The sequence below is a fragment of the Streptomyces sp. NBC_01546 genome (assembly GCF_045208355.1).
Taxonomy (GTDB): Bacteria; Actinomycetota; Actinomycetes; order Streptomycetales; family Streptomycetaceae; genus Streptomyces.
This window is the reverse complement of sequence record NZ_CP109379.1, coordinates 7,678,009-7,691,448: the sequence shown is the minus strand read 5'-3', so window position 1 is coordinate 7,691,448 and position 13,440 is coordinate 7,678,009. Positions and strand designations below refer to the sequence as shown.

General features: G+C 70.7%; 12 protein-coding genes. 9 read left to right on the top strand and 3 right to left on the bottom strand.

The window, feature by feature from the left end; all coding sequences use genetic code 11:
- The first annotated feature begins 61 nt into the window (after nt 1–61).
- Nucleotides 62–1,030, top strand: a complete 969-nt coding sequence (locus OHA89_RS35060) for a helix-turn-helix transcriptional regulator (protein ID WP_406367894.1) — start codon at nt 62–64, stop codon at nt 1,028–1,030.
- A gap of 18 nt (nt 1,031–1,048) precedes the next feature.
- Here the strand turns inward: OHA89_RS35060 and OHA89_RS35055 are convergent, their stop codons facing one another.
- Together OHA89_RS35055 and OHA89_RS35050 are read right to left on the bottom strand one after the other, a co-directional pair.
- Entirely contained in the window at nt 1,049–1,927 is an 879-nt protein-coding gene (locus OHA89_RS35055; RefSeq protein ID WP_257558615.1) for an FkbM family methyltransferase, read from the bottom strand.
- 70 nt (nt 1,928–1,997) lie between these two features.
- Nucleotides 1,998–3,434 carry an amidase gene (locus OHA89_RS35050; RefSeq protein WP_406368719.1) on the bottom strand — a complete coding sequence of 479 codons (1,437 nt, stop codon included), beginning with the start codon at nt 3,432–3,434 and terminating at the stop codon, nt 1,998–2,000.
- 161 nt (nt 3,435–3,595) lie between these two features.
- Here OHA89_RS35050 and OHA89_RS35045 point away from each other — a divergent pair, with 161 nt between their 5' ends.
- The 3 genes from OHA89_RS35045 to OHA89_RS35035 all read left to right on the top strand — a co-directional run bounded on the left by OHA89_RS35045 (nt 3,596) and on the right by OHA89_RS35035 (nt 5,115).
- Nucleotides 3,596–4,192 (top strand): TetR/AcrR family transcriptional regulator, encoded by a 597-nt coding sequence (locus OHA89_RS35045; protein ID WP_266611901.1) that lies wholly within the window; start codon nt 3,596–3,598, stop codon nt 4,190–4,192.
- Between the two features lie 144 nt (nt 4,193–4,336).
- Complete coding sequence (locus tag OHA89_RS35040; RefSeq protein WP_266611900.1) at nt 4,337–4,786, top strand: hypothetical protein; 450 nt, start codon at nt 4,337–4,339, stop codon at nt 4,784–4,786.
- A 62-nt stretch (nt 4,787–4,848) separates the two neighbouring features.
- Nucleotides 4,849–5,115, top strand: coding sequence for a DUF6225 family protein (locus tag OHA89_RS35035; RefSeq protein ID WP_257558612.1), 267 nt, complete (start codon nt 4,849–4,851; stop codon nt 5,113–5,115).
- Between the two features lie 16 nt (nt 5,116–5,131).
- Here the strand turns inward: OHA89_RS35035 and OHA89_RS35030 are convergent, their stop codons facing one another.
- Complete coding sequence (locus OHA89_RS35030; protein WP_266611899.1) at nt 5,132–6,229, bottom strand: sugar ABC transporter substrate-binding protein; 1,098 nt, start codon at nt 6,227–6,229, stop codon at nt 5,132–5,134.
- A 339-nt stretch (nt 6,230–6,568) separates the two neighbouring features.
- Here OHA89_RS35030 and OHA89_RS35025 point away from each other — a divergent pair, with 339 nt between their 5' ends.
- The 5 genes from OHA89_RS35025 to OHA89_RS35005 all read left to right on the top strand — a co-directional run bounded on the left by OHA89_RS35025 (nt 6,569) and on the right by OHA89_RS35005 (nt 13,417).
- Nucleotides 6,569–7,795 (top strand): acyltransferase, encoded by a 1,227-nt coding sequence (locus tag OHA89_RS35025; RefSeq protein WP_266611898.1) that lies wholly within the window; start codon nt 6,569–6,571, stop codon nt 7,793–7,795.
- A 34-nt stretch (nt 7,796–7,829) separates the two neighbouring features.
- Nucleotides 7,830–9,113, top strand: coding sequence for a ClC family H(+)/Cl(-) exchange transporter (locus OHA89_RS35020; protein ID WP_266611897.1), 1,284 nt, complete (start codon nt 7,830–7,832; stop codon nt 9,111–9,113).
- A 162-nt stretch (nt 9,114–9,275) separates the two neighbouring features.
- Complete coding sequence (locus OHA89_RS35015) at nt 9,276–10,760, top strand: aldehyde dehydrogenase family protein (RefSeq protein WP_257558607.1); 1,485 nt, start codon at nt 9,276–9,278, stop codon at nt 10,758–10,760.
- Nucleotides 10,761–10,775: 15 nt separating this feature from the next.
- Nucleotides 10,776–12,326 (top strand): GMC family oxidoreductase, encoded by a 1,551-nt coding sequence (locus OHA89_RS35010; RefSeq protein WP_406367893.1) that lies wholly within the window; start codon nt 10,776–10,778, stop codon nt 12,324–12,326.
- The gene (locus tag OHA89_RS35005; RefSeq protein WP_215142842.1) at nt 12,323–13,417 is read left to right on the top strand and encodes a glycine betaine/L-proline ABC transporter ATP-binding protein; all 1,095 of its coding nucleotides are present in this window, start codon (nt 12,323–12,325) and stop codon (nt 13,415–13,417) included. Before OHA89_RS35010 ends, OHA89_RS35005 begins: the two co-directional genes overlap by 4 nt.
- The last annotated feature ends 23 nt before the right edge of the window (nt 13,418–13,440 follow it).

Here is a 13,440-nt window from a genome sequence, read left to right as displayed (position 1 = left end):
GTAAGACAGTATTCTCGATATAGGCACGATACGTTCCTAATGACACGCCAGGCTGGTCCTCATGCTCGATACCTCCGCACGCTTGCTGCGTCTGCTCTCCCTGCTGCAGACCTCCCGGGCCTGGCCGGGATCCGAACTGGCCGAGCGCCTCGGGGTGAGCGGCCGCACCGTCCGCAACGACATAGAACGGCTGCGCGAGCTCGGCTATCCCGTGGACGCCACGCGCGGAACCACCGGCGGCTACCGGCTGGGCGCCGGGGCGGCGATGCCCCCGCTGCTGCTCGACGACGAGGAGGCCGTCGCGGTGACGATCGCGCTGCGTACCGCCGCACAGGGCGCCGTCCCCGGCACCGAGGAGACCTCACTGCGGGCGCTGGCCAAGCTGGAACAGGTACTGCCCTCGCGGCTGCGCCGACGGGTGCGGACCCTCACGGCGTACACCGTGGCCGTGCCGGCCGACCGTCCGGCCCCGACCGTGTCCGCGGACGTGCTGACGATCCTGGTGTCCGCCTGCCGCGACCGGGAACGGCTGCGCTTCGACTACCTGGACCACGCGGGCTCGCCCACCCGCCGCATCGTGGAGCCGTACCGGGCGGTGAACTGGGGGCGCCGCTGGTACCTGGTGGCGTGGGACGTCGAGCGCGAGGACTGGCGGACCTTCAGGGTCGACCGGATCCAGCCCCGCACCCCGACCGGACCGCGCTTCGCCCCGCGCGAACTGCCCGGCGGCGACGCCGCGGCGTACGTCTCCCAACGGGTGTCGGGCGCGGCCTGGCGCCACCACGCGCGGGTGACCGTCCATGCCCCGGCGACGGCGGTGATCGAGCAGATCAACCCCGCGGTCGGCACCGTCGAAGCCATCGACGCCGACAGCTGCGTCCTGATCACCGGCGCCGACACGGTCCAGACCCTCGCCGTCCACCTCGGCATGCTCGATTTCGACTTCGACGTCACCGAGCCCGCGGAACTGGTCACTCACCTCCGTCGCCTCGCCGGCCGCTACGCCCGCTCCACACCGCCTGCCCCCTGAGGCGAAGAGACCCTCTGGCTACGTTCGGTTGGCGGACCCGAGCGCGGCGAGGAAGCGGTTCGGCGCGTCGGGAACGGCAAGGCCCCGCACGCTCAGCTGGCTGAGGCAGTGGTAGGCCAGGTCGGTGGAGTCGTATACGTGGTGGGCGACCAGGGCCAGCTGCTTGAGCTGCTCGTCGGTCATGGACTCGGGGTGTCCGAAGTCGCGCACGTACACGACGTCGGCTTCCAGGAGCTGGTGCCGGGCCTGCCGGAAGTCGCCCCCGAAGACCACGGGGGCGATCGGCCAGCGCTTGACCGCCGCGAAGGCGTGCGGGATGAAGCCCTGACCGCGCAGCTCCTGGTCCACATCGCCGAACACGGGCTGGTTCTCGTACAGCGGGACGAAGGAGACCTCGGTGTGCACGGCCACGGCCTCGGCCAGCTTCCGGCGGCCGCCCTCGAAGACCATCAGCTCGGCCCCCTGGATGTCGATCTTCAACAGGTCGAAGGCGTCGACCTCTTCGACGTCGTCCAGTCGCCGGGTGGAGATCTGGACCTCCTCGCGGACACGCCCCCACTCGCTGAAGCCGTTGAACAGCCCGAGCCTGTTCGTGTCCGGGCGGAAGAGGCTGGTCATCCCTGACGTGGCGGCGACGTGGAGGGTGTGCGTTCCGCCGTCACCTAGGGCGTCGGGCAGGTAGGTCTCGTGCGGGCCCTTGCGGCGTTTCAGCTCGTCCAGGGCATCGGGCTGGGGCTCGAACCCCGTCACTCTGCACAGGCCGGCCGCCAGCATGTCGCGGTACGGCGGGTCTCCGTCGATCGGGTTCGCACCGACATCGACGACATGGGTCGGCCGGGCCGGCCGGACCAGGTCGAGCAGGGGTGAAGCGGCACGGGCTGAGGCGGTAACGGTCATGGACCCTCTCCGTGTGTCCGGGGACTGGTCCCCCTCGACGCAGTTTTCCGCAACGGGAGCCGATCGACGCTCAGGCGCCCCGGAGGAGAGCACCTGGTACCGGGTTGACCGGGGTCAGGACTCCGAGTCGGTCCTCGATCGCCTGGGCCGCGTACAGGCACAGGTCCTCGCGGAAGGCGCGTCCGACGATCTGCACTCCGCAGGGGAGCCCGTCGGCCAGCCCGGTCGGTACCGCCACGGCCGGCAGGCCCACGAAGCTGGTCACCGTGCACAGCCGCATTCCCGAGGCCACCCGGTCGTGACCCGTCCTGTCCCGCGACTCCAGCCCCGGCTCCACCGGCGGTTCGGTGAACGACGGGCCGAGCAGCAGCGGGTACGCGTCGAGGAATCCGGCCCACGAGCGGCGGATGTTCATCCACGTGCCCATCAGCTTCATGAGCTCGTCCGCGCTCGCCGGCGGGGTCCGCTCCATGGCCATCGCGATGTAGCGGTCGCCGCCCTTGCCGAGCAGGGTGCGCACCACCGGCCAGCTCGGGGCGAACTCGGTGACGGTGATGCGGCCGTACGCCTCGAGGGCCTCGTCCAGCCTCGGTACGTCCGGCACCTCGCACACCTCGTATCCGGCGTCGCGAAGGGCGTCGGCCGCGGCCTCCACGGCGCGCCGGACGGTCGGGTGGACGCCGTGCCCACCGGGGTCCGTCACCATCGCGACCTTCACGGGTCCGGGTAGCGGCTCGCCGTAGGCGGGTACCGGGACGGCCCTCGGGTCGCGCGGATCGGTGCCGGCCAGCACCTCGTACGCCAGCCTCAGGTCGCCCACGCTCCGGGCCAGCGGGCCGTCGGTGACCAGCATCTGGGATGCCGGGCCGGGGTCGTCCGGGCCGAGGACGCGGTGGTCGGCCGGGAAGCGCCCGGTGGTCGGTTTCAGCCCTGCCACGCCGCAGAACTGGGCCGGGACGCGGATGGAGCCGCCGGAGTCGTTGCCGAGCCCGAGCGCGGCCATACCCGTGGCGACGGCCACCGCGTCGCCGCCGCTGCTGCCGCCCGGAGTGCGCGCGCTGTCCCACGGGTTGACCGTGTCGCCGAACAGTTCGCTGCGCGTGTGCATGCCCGCCAGCACGAGGGTGGGGATGTTGGCGTGCCCGATGGGGATGGCACCCGCTGCCCGCAGGCGCGCCACCGGCGGCGCGTCGGCGGGCGCCACCAGAGCGCGGAAGCGTTCCGAGCCGAACGTGGTCGCCGCGCCTTCGACCGGGGTGGTCTCCTTCACCGTGAACGGCACGCCCGCGAGCGGCCCGAGGGTTCCGCCGGCCGTCCGCCGCTGGTCGGTCCGTGCCGCGGCCTCGCGTGCGCGCTCCGCCATCAGCTGCGTGACCGCGTTCACCTGCGGGTTGACCTCTGCGATGCGTTCCAGATGGCTGTCGATCAGCTCGACGGCCGAGATCTCCGCGCTTCGTACCGCCTGCGCCTGCGCGGCGGCCGACAGCCTCCAGAGGTCGTCCTGCATGCCCTCGCCCCCTTTACGTTCCTGTTCCTGCTGCTGTGCCATGTGCGGTTCCCACTCCGTTCCGATGCAGTTGCATCGGAACTGTAACCTGGGAATCGATACGAGCGCATCGCATAAAGGCGCTGCGGGAGCGCGGACCGTGCGACAGGGAGGCACCGGGTATGCCCAGGCAGGTGGATCACGAGGGCCGACGCCGTCTCATCGCGGAGGCCGTCTGCCGACTCGCGGACGAACGCGGACTGGAGGGCGTGACCCTTCGTGATGTCGCCGCCCGGGCGAATGTGTCCATGGGCGCCGTTCAGCGGTGCTTCCGCACCAAGGAAGAGATGCTCGTGTTCGCCGTCGGACACATCGGTGAGCGCATCGGCGAGCGCGTGCGGGCGCGCCTCGTCAGGAGCCCGGCGCAGTCGGCCGCCACGGCCCTGGGCCATGCGGCCACCGAGATCTCACTGCTGCGCGAGGAACACCGGGCCGAGGCCAGGGTCTGGCTCGCGTTCGTCGCGCAGGCCGCGGTCAGCGAGGCGCTCGCCAAGACCCTGAAGGAGAACTACGCCGCTCTGGAGGATGCGTTCACCCGTCTCGTCTCCGAAGCCGGAGGTGACACCGACGGGGCCGTGCCGCTCGACCCGCGCCTGGAGGCCCGTACCCTGCTGGCGCTTGCCGACGGACTCACGGCCCACGTCCTGATCGGCCACCTCACCCCGCGAGCGGCACGGGATGTCCTCCACGCCCACCTCACCCACCTCTGGGAGCGGTAACGAGCGCGCCGGTCAAAGCGGATTCTGCCTGCGGTGGACGAGTCGGAGCCCGCGTCGGCCACTCGGCGAGTTGCCCACGGCCCTTCGGCGCCGGCCTTCAGTATGGCTTGATCTCTGCTTCATCTCTGAAAGGGGTGTATCCGGGTGACCCTGAACGAGGCCGGCCAACTGCGGGAAGAAGCCCACCGGCTTCGACGCGCTCTCGACGAGGCACTCGCCGCAGGCGAGTTCGCCGACCACCCTGTCCTGGTGAGTTTCCCGTCAGGCACGTGTGGGCTGATCTCGGAATTCGTGTGCCAGTACCTGCGCGATCGAGGACTGGGCAGCTGGGAGTACGTCCCGGCCGAGCGCCACTCCCCCAGCACCGGGGAGTGGCAAGGCACCCATGGGTGGGCACGGCAGGGTCAGGTCGTCATCGACCTGACCGCCGACCAATTCGATGGTGAGGGACGGCCGCCCGTGTGGGCCGGCGAGAGCGACGACTGGTACCGCTCCTGGGAGGAGGGCAACAGCCGGGTGCCCGAGGACGTGGAGGCGGACGGCATGGACCGCGCGGCGTACGAGGTGATGCTCAGGTACGCGCGAAAGGCGTAGGGCCGGGCCCTGTCTGGCGTGGCGCGTCCCCGGCCGCCGGTCCACCGCCCTACCCTCAGCGCATGGCAGACACGTTCGAACACGCGCCCCACGTCTGGACCGCGGGGCGCCTGCGCTCCGTCCTCGCCGACCTGCCGGACGACACCCCGATCCACGTCGGTGTCGCCGACGGGCCGGGGGACTTCGAGGGGTACGGCGAGTTCGTACTCGTCGACGCCGAGCCCGTGGAGATGGAGAGCCACGGCGACGACGGCCCCGCCACGCCGCAGGTTCAGTTCACCCTCTTCGCCGACGCCAAGGCCGGCGTGTACTACCTCGACATGGACTGAGCCCGCCCGACAGGACCTAGTTCAGGCCGATCGCTTCGCACGCGGCCCTGAGCTTGTCGGTGCAGATTTCGGCGACCGTGTAGACGCCGTCATCGACCACCGTGGCCTTGACGTTGGCCTTGGTCAGCGAGATGCCCGGCACGAGCACCGATGGCACGCGCTTGGTGGTCGGGCTGTCGACGAGCTGGTTGATGATTCCGTCGATCTTCTCGCCCTTGGCGAGGGCGACGGCCATCTCAGCGGCGGCCGCGGCCTCGGGGGCGTACCGCTTGTAGACGGTCATGAACTGGTCGCCCGCGACGATGCGCTGCACACCGGCGAGTTCGGCATCCTGGCCGGTGACCGGGGGCAGGGTGGACAATCCGGCCGCCTTGAGGGCGGTGATGATGCCGCCCGCCATGCCGTCGTTGGCGGAGTAGACGCCGACGATCTTGCCCTTGCCGAGGGCCGAGAGCGCGGCCGCCATGTTGGTGTTGGCGTTCTCCGGCTTCCAGTCGACGGTGTCGTACTCCTTGCCGATGTTCACCTTGCCGTCGAGCTCGGCGTGCGCGCCGGACTTGAAGAGCTTGGCGTTCGGGTCGGTGACCGAGCCGTTCATCATGACGATCTGGCCGTCCTTGGCCTTGTCGCCCAGCGCCTCGAGCAGCGCCTTGCCCTGCACCTTGCCGACGTCCTCGTTGTCGAAGGAGGTGTAGGCGTCGACCGGGCCTTCGGCAAGGCGGTCGTAGGCGACGACCGGGATCCCGGCGTCCTTGGCCTTCTGCACCGATCCGGCGATGGCCTTGGAGTCCACCGCGTCGATGATGAGGACGTGCACCTTGTTGGTGATCATCATGTCGACCTGGGAGCTCTGGGTGGCCGCGTCCTGCTTGGCGTTCGCGTAGACGACCTTGCCCTTGCCGCGCGTGAGTTTGGCGACTTCCTTCTCGATGAGCGGCTTGTCGAACTTCTCGTAGCGCGCGGTCTGGTTCTCCGGGAGCAGGAGACCGACCGTGACCGCGTCACTGTTGGCCCCCGGTCTCCCGTCGGCCTCCTCCGCGCCGCAGGCGGTGAGCGAGACGGCGATCGCGGAAGCAGCAACGGCAACGGCGGCGCGACCCAGATGTGTGTTCACGATGTAAACCTCCCTGACGAGGCCGTGTCGTTGCGGCCGAGGTAGGGGCAGTCAACTCGGCACCGGCACCATCGTCAAGAAGTGAACTATTAACGAGATGGCAACGTTGCCATCACCCTCCGCATCCAGGCAATCTGGTTGTTTGTGGGCCTTTTCCGCATCATTCACTCTGCGACAACACTTCAACTTATGAAGCGAAAAGGGGCCGGCGCCCTCGGCATGGAAGGGGTGGAAAGCACAACAACGCTCCCCATGAATTTACTGTGCGTCACCTGTACAGTTCCCCAGATCTGACAGCGGTCACCGGACCGCCGAGCGCTGGAGGGGCGGTTTCGAACGATGAGTGCAGGCAGTTCCGTGAGCGGGCCGCACCCGCGTTTGGCAGCGCTCGACGGTGTACGGATCCTGGCCGCTCTCTCCGTGGTCTTCTACCACTACGTCGTCCTCGAGAGCGGATGGGGTGAGCCCACCGAGACGGTCTTCCCGGGCGCCCGCCCGTTCGCCGTCTACGGCTGGCTGGGTGTCGAGGTCTTCTTCCTGGTCAGCGGGTTCGTCATCTGCATGAGCGGCTGGGGCCGGACCGTGGGGGATTTCGCGGTCTCGCGGATATCCCGGCTCTTCCCCGCCTACTGGGCGGGCATCGCCTTCACCACTCTCGTGCTTTTCGCCTGGCCTGAGGTGAGACCGGTGGAGGCACTCAGAGATGTCGTGGTGAATCTCTCGATGCTCCAGGGCGGCGTCGGCGTCCCGCACGTCGACGACGCGTACTGGACCCTGTTCGTCGAGCTCAAGTTCTACGTCCTCTTCGCAGTCGTCGTCATACGCGGCGTGACCTACCGCAATTGCGTGCTCTTCTGCGGACTCTGGACTCTGGCCGGGGTGGTGGCCCCCGCGGTGGACAACCTCGCACTGTCCTTCTTCGCGGTCCCGCCCTACTCCCCGTACTTCATTGCCGGCATCGCCTTCTATCTCATGCGGCGTTTCCGCCCGAATGCCGTTCTGTGGGCCGTCGTCGGCCTCCAGTTCCTCCTCGCACAGCACTACGTGCACAACCGGATGGTCTCCAGCCTGGGCCGTGCCGTCACCGAGCGGACGCCCGCCTGGCCCGCCCACGTGATCATCACGATCGGCTTCCTCGTCATGGCAGCCATCGCCTTGGGCGCCTTCGACCGGATCCAGTGGCGCTGGCTCCCGCACGCGGGCGCGCTCACCTATCCCTTCTATCTGATCCACATGATGGCCGGGCTGACCGTCATCCATCATTTCCGGAACGACGTGAGGCCCGTCCCGCTCGTCCTCGGCGTCACCTCGCTCATGCTGGTACTCGCCTGGGGCATCCACCGACTCGTCGAGCGCCCGCTGGGCCGCGTACTGCGCGACCAACTGCGCCGCGGCGTACAGGACATCCGGTCGGGTACGCCCCGCCGGCCGGCGGCCCTCAGCCAGATCCCCGCCCAACCCGGTGCTCCCGATACGGAGCGCATCGCGGTTGGCCCAGTCGGGGACGGTTTCGGCGCGGCCGCCGCGATGTCCGAAACGGCGAGTCGGCGGCGGGCCAGTCTCTGACGGACGCAATCCACGGCTCGGCGGAGGTCTGTGCATGCCCGGTGCTTCCCGTGACCGGCCGGCCGTGTACCTCGTCGCGGCGGTCGCGGGCTGCCTCGTCGGGCTGGTCGGGGGGAGCTTCCGCTGGTGCCTCGTGCGGGCCGTGGACCTGTACGGCTCACTGCTGAGCGCATCGGAGCGGCTGGGCGGCCTCGCCTGGCTGCTTCCGGTGGGTGTCACGGCGGCGGGTGCCGCTGTCGCGTGCGCGATCGCCCGGCGGGTCCCCTTGGCCGCCGGGAGCGGCATCCAGGACGTCGAGGCCGTGTGGCGCACCGAAGCGACGCCGCGGGCGCTGTGGCTCGTGCCGGCCAAGTTCGTGGGCGGTGTGATCGCCCTGGGCTCGGGCCTGCTGCTCGGGCGGGAGGGCCCGACGGTGCACATGGGTGCGGTGATCGGGGCGGAGGCAGGGCGCCGTACGCGGATGACCGCACGGGACATCAGGCTGCTGCACACCTCGCTCGCCGGGGCCGGCCTCGCGGTGGCCTTCACCGCACCCCTCGGGGGAGTGGTGTTCGTCTGCGAGGAAGTGACCAAGGTGTTCAGGCCGCGCCTGGTACTCCTCACCCTGGTCGGCACCGCGACGGCCGTCGGCTGCTCCCAGCTCATGCTCGGCGGCCGGCCCGTCTTCCCGGTCCCGGACATGGCCGCCCCGTCGATCGCGCTCCTGCCCGTCTTCCTCCTGTTCGGCGCGGCCACGGGCGCCCTGGGGGTGGGCTACAGCCGTCTCGTCGTCGGGATGCTGGCCTTCTGCGATCACGTGAGACGGGTCGGACCGGTCGCTCGGGCGGCCGTGATCGGTGCCGTCGTGGGCCTGCTGCTCGCCATCGATCCGCTGCTGGGCGGCGACGGGGACCAGCTGAGCGGGCGCCTGCTGGGCGGCGACATGCCTGTGGTCACCGTGCTCGCGGGGTATCTCGTGGTGCGGTTCCTGGCGGGTCCGCTCAGCTACGCGGCCGGGACGCCGGGCGGGCTCTTCGCTCCCCTGCTGGCCCTGGGAGCCGTGTGGGGGGCTCTCGTGCACGGCCTTGCGCTGCCCCTCCTGCCGGACGCGGGCTCCGCCGCCGTGCCCTTCGCGATCACGGGCATGGCCGCGCTGTTCTCCGCGGTCGTCCGCGCGCCCGTCACCGGCATCGTGCTCACCGTCGAGATGACGGGTTCCACCTCGCTGATCGTTCCGCTGCTCACCGTCTGCTTCGCCGCGACGCTGACCGCCGACCGGATGGGGAGTACGCCGCCGATCTACGACAGCCTGCGCCTGCGGATGACGGGATCCTCCTGAGGCCCATGCCCCGGCCCACGCCCGCGACGCCCATGGGCCCCGCGTGACTCCAGTCACTTCAAGTGCCGGATGGGACATGAGTTCCGGGACAGGGGGCATGCGCGGAGATTGCCAGGTCACCGCGGGTCCGCCGCGCTGACGGAACCGGAGGTACAGAGCGTCGTGTCGGAGCAGAAGACCATCTACACAGCCGGAGCATGGCGGTCCGCGGCATCGGGAGCTTCCAGGGAGATCCTGGACCCGGCGGACGCCTCCGTCCTCGCCGTGGTCGCCGAGGGCGGCACCGCCGACACCGACGCGGCCGTGAGCGCCGCACGGGCCGCTTTCGACGGCGGACCGTGGCCGGGCACCCCGGTAGCCGAGCGTGCGGCGCTGCTGCGCCGCACGGCCGACCTGCTCCACCGTGACCGCGAGCGCATCGGCCTCCTGGAGAGCCTGGACGCGGGCAAGACGCTCGAAGAGGGCCGCGTGGACGTGGACTGCGTCGTCGACGCCTTCCGCTACTTCGCCGACCTCGTCATCGGTGAGGGCGCGGGCCGGGTCGTGGACGCCGGATCCCCCGACATCCACAGCGTCGTCGTCCACGAGCCGGTCGGCGTGTGCGCCCTGATCACCCCGTGGAACTACCCGCTGCTCCAGGCCAGCTGGAAGATCGCCCCGGCGCTGGCCGCGGGCAACACCTTCGTGATCAAGCCCAGCGAGATCACCCCGCTGACCACCGTCGCCCTGATCGAGCTGCTGGCGGAGGCGGGTCTGCCCGCCGGAGTCGCCAACCTGGTCACCGGAGCCGGTGATCCGGTCGGCGCCCGCCTCGCCGCCCATCCCGATGTCGACCTGGTGTCCTTCACCGGCGGACTCACCAGCGGAACGAAGGTCATGCGCGCGGCCGCCGACACGGTCAAGAAGGTCGCCCTCGAACTCGGCGGCAAGAACCCCAACGTCGTCTTCGCCGACGCCTGCGCCACCGAGGACGGCTTCGACACCGCCGTCGACCAGGCCCTCAACGCCGCGTTCATCCACAGCGGCCAGGTGTGCTCGGCCGGCTCGCGCCTGATCATCGAGGAGTCGCTGCGCGAGCGCTTCGTCGCCGAACTCGCCCGCCGCGCCGAGAAGATCCGCATCGGCCGCGGCACCGACGCGGGTGTCGAATGCGGCCCGCTGGTCTCCGCCGCCCAGCGGGAGCGCACCGAGTCGTACGTCGCCTCCGCACTCGCCGAGGGAGCCGTACTGCGCGCCGGCGGCGAACGGCCCGAAGGCCCGGGCTTCTTCTACCGCCCCACCGTCCTCGACCGCTGCCACCGCGGCATGCGCGTCGTGCGCGAGGAAGTCTTCGGACCGGTCCTGACGGTCGAGACCTTCCGCACCGAGGACGAGGCCGTGGCGCTCGCCAACGACACGGAGTACGGGCTCGCCGGCGGCGTCTGGACCGCGGACCAGGGCCGCGCGCGCCGGGTGGCGGGCCGGCTGCGCCACGGCACCGTCTGGATCAACGACTTCCACCCGTACCTGCCGCAGGCCGAATGGGGCGGCTTCGGGAAGTCCGGCATCGGACGCGAGCTCGGCCCGTCCGGCCTGGCCGAGTACCGCGAGACCAAGCACGTGTACCAGAACCTCGCCCCGCGCCCCGTGCGCTGGTTCGCGGGTTGAGGAGGTAGGAGAGACATGACCAACGACACGAACCAGAACGCGTCCGAGTACGAGTACGACTACGTCGTCGTCGGCGGCGGCACCGCCGGCTCGGTGATCGCTGCCCGCCTGACCGAGGACCCGGACGTCACCGTCGCGGTCATCGAGGGCGGACCGAGCGACGTCGACCGGCCCGACGTGCTCACGCTGCGCCGCTGGATGGGCCTGCTCGGCGGCGACCTCGACTACGACTACCCCACCACCGAGCAGCCGCGCGGCAACTCGCACATCCGGCACAGCCGGGCCCGCGTCCTGGGCGGCTGCTCCTCGCACAACACCCTCATCGCCTTCAAGCCGCTCCCGTACGACTGGGACGAGTGGGCGGACGCGGGCGCCGAGGGGTGGCACGCGGCCGCCATGGACCCGTACTTCGACCGGCTCCTCAACAACATCGTGCCGGTCGGCGAGGCGGACCGTAACGCCATCGCCCGTGACTTCGTGGACGCGGCCCAGACCGCGCTGGGAGTGCCGCGTGTCGAGGGCTTCAACCAGAAGCCGTTCCACGAGGGCGCCGGATTCTTCGACCTCGCCTATCACCCGGAGACCAACAAGCGCTCGTCGGCCTCGGTGGCGTACCTCCACCCGGTGATGGACGACCGGCCCAACCTGCGGATCCTGCTGGAGACCTGGGCGTACCGCCTCGAGATGGACGGCACCCGGGCGCGCGGCGTCCACGTCCGCGCCGCGGACGGCACGAAGTCGCTGATCACCGCCCGCCGCGAAGTGGTGGTGTGCGCGGGCGCCGTGGACACCCCGCGCCTGCTGCTGCACTCCGGCATAGGCCCCCGCGAGGACCTGGCGGCCCTGGGCATACCCCCGGTCCACGATCTGCCCGGCGTCGGGGAGAACCTCCTCGACCATCCGGAGTCCGTGATCGTCTGGGAGACGAACGGCCCGATCCCCGAGAACTCGGCGATGGACAGCGACGCGGGACTGTTCGTCCGGCGCGACCCGGACTCCCCGGGGCCCGACCTGATGTTCCACTTCTACCAGATCCCGTTCACCGACAACCCGGAGCGGCTGGGGTACGAACGACCCGCGCACGGCGTCTCGTTGACCCCCAACATCCCCAAGCCGCGCAGCCGCGGCCGCCTCTACCTCACGAGCGCGGACCCCGAGGTCAAACCCGCCCTCGACTTCCGCTACTTCACGGACGAGGACGACTACGACGGCCGGACGCTGGTGGACGGCATCAAGCTGGCCCGCGAGATCGCCGCGGCCGAGCCGCTGGCCGGATGGCTCAAGCGCGAGGTGTGCCCCGGCCCGGAGGTCACCGGCGACGAGGCGCTGAGCGCGTACGCCCGCTCGGTGGCGCACACCGTCTACCACCCGGCCGGCACCTGCAAGATGGGCGCCGTCGATGACGAAGGAGCTGTTGTGGGACCGGACTTGAAGGTGCGGGGCCTCGACGGCATTCGCATCGCGGACGCCTCTGTCTTCCCGACGATGCCCGCGGTCAACCCGATGATCGGAGTACTCATGGTCGGCGAGAAGGCCGCCGAGCTGCTGGGCGGTGAGGTCCGGTGACCGCGGCCCATACCGGGTCCGCCGTGCCCGAGGCCGGCGCCGCGCCCGTGTTCTCCGTACAGGGCCTGTGGAAGGTCTTCGGCCCCCGGCGCAAGGCCGCCCTGGTGCCGGGCTCCGAGCAGGCCGCGCTGCCCGCCGCCGAACTGCGCGAGCGCACCGGCTGCACCGCTGCCGTCCGCGACGTCACCTTCGACGTCCGCAAGGGCGAGGTCTTCGTCGTCATGGGCCTGTCCGGTTCGGGCAAGTCCACCCTGGTGCGCTGCCTGACCCGGCTGATCGAGCCCACGGCCGGATCCCTCGCCATCGACGGCGAGGACGTCCTCGCCATGGACCCGGCCCGGCTGCGCGAACTGCGCCGCCACCGCGCCTCCATGGTCTTCCAGCATTTCGGCCTGCTGCCGCACCGTAGCGTCCTGGACAACGTTGCCTACGGCCTGGAGATCCAGGGCATGGGCCGTACCGACCGGCGTGCCAAGGCTGCCGAGATGGTCGGCAAGGTCGGCCTCGAAGGCCTTGAGGACCGCCGGCCCGGTCAGCTGTCCGGCGGCCAGCAGCAGCGGGTCGGCCTCGCGCGCGCCCTTGCCGCCGACCCGGAAGTGCTGTTGTTCGACGAGCCGTTCAGCGCGCTCGACCCGCTGATCCGCCGGGAGATGCAGGGCGAGGTGGCCCGGCTCCACCACGAGGAGGGCCGCACGATGGTCTTCATCACCCACGACCTGTCCGAGGCGCTGCGCCTGGGCGACCGGATCGCGCTGATGCGCGACGGCCGGATCGTGCAGCTCGGCACCCCGGAGGAGATCGTGGGCTCGCCCGCCGACGACTACGTACGGGACTTCGTCCGCGACGTGCCGCGCGAGCAGGTGCTCACCGTGCGCAGCGCGATGCGCCCCGCCACGGACGGCGAGGCCGGTCAGGGCCCTGCGCTGACCCCCGCCACCACGGTGGTGGAAGCCATCGAGGCCGTCGCCCGCAGCGGTGGCCCGGCGCGGGTCGTCGACGAGGGCCGGTGCCTGGGCGTCGTCGACGACGCGGGACTGCTCGCGGTGGTGGCCGGTCTGCCCGCCACGGCCGGGCGGGGGGTGGCGGCATGACGCGCCGTGCCCGCTGCGCTGCC

Excerpts from the sequence above, each read along its gene's own strand:
- OHA89_RS35060 (WP_406367894.1), top strand. The coding sequence starts at position 62 with ATGCTCGATACCTCCGCACGCTTGCTGCGTCTGCTCTCCCTGCTGCAG.
- OHA89_RS35055 (WP_257558615.1), bottom strand. The coding sequence starts at position 1,927 with ATGACCGTTACCGCCTCAGCCCGTGCCGCTTCACCCCTGCTCGACCTG.
- OHA89_RS35050 (WP_406368719.1), bottom strand. The coding sequence starts at position 3,434 with ATGCAGGACGACCTCTGGAGGCTGTCGGCCGCCGCGCAGGCGCAGGCG.
- OHA89_RS35045 (WP_266611901.1), top strand. The coding sequence starts at position 3,596 with ATGCCCAGGCAGGTGGATCACGAGGGCCGACGCCGTCTCATCGCGGAG.
- OHA89_RS35035 (WP_257558612.1), top strand. The coding sequence starts at position 4,849 with ATGGCAGACACGTTCGAACACGCGCCCCACGTCTGGACCGCGGGGCGC.
- OHA89_RS35025 (WP_266611898.1), top strand. The coding sequence starts at position 6,569 with ATGAGTGCAGGCAGTTCCGTGAGCGGGCCGCACCCGCGTTTGGCAGCG.
- OHA89_RS35020 (WP_266611897.1), top strand. The coding sequence starts at position 7,830 with ATGCCCGGTGCTTCCCGTGACCGGCCGGCCGTGTACCTCGTCGCGGCG.
- OHA89_RS35010 (WP_406367893.1), top strand. The coding sequence starts at position 10,776 with ATGACCAACGACACGAACCAGAACGCGTCCGAGTACGAGTACGACTAC.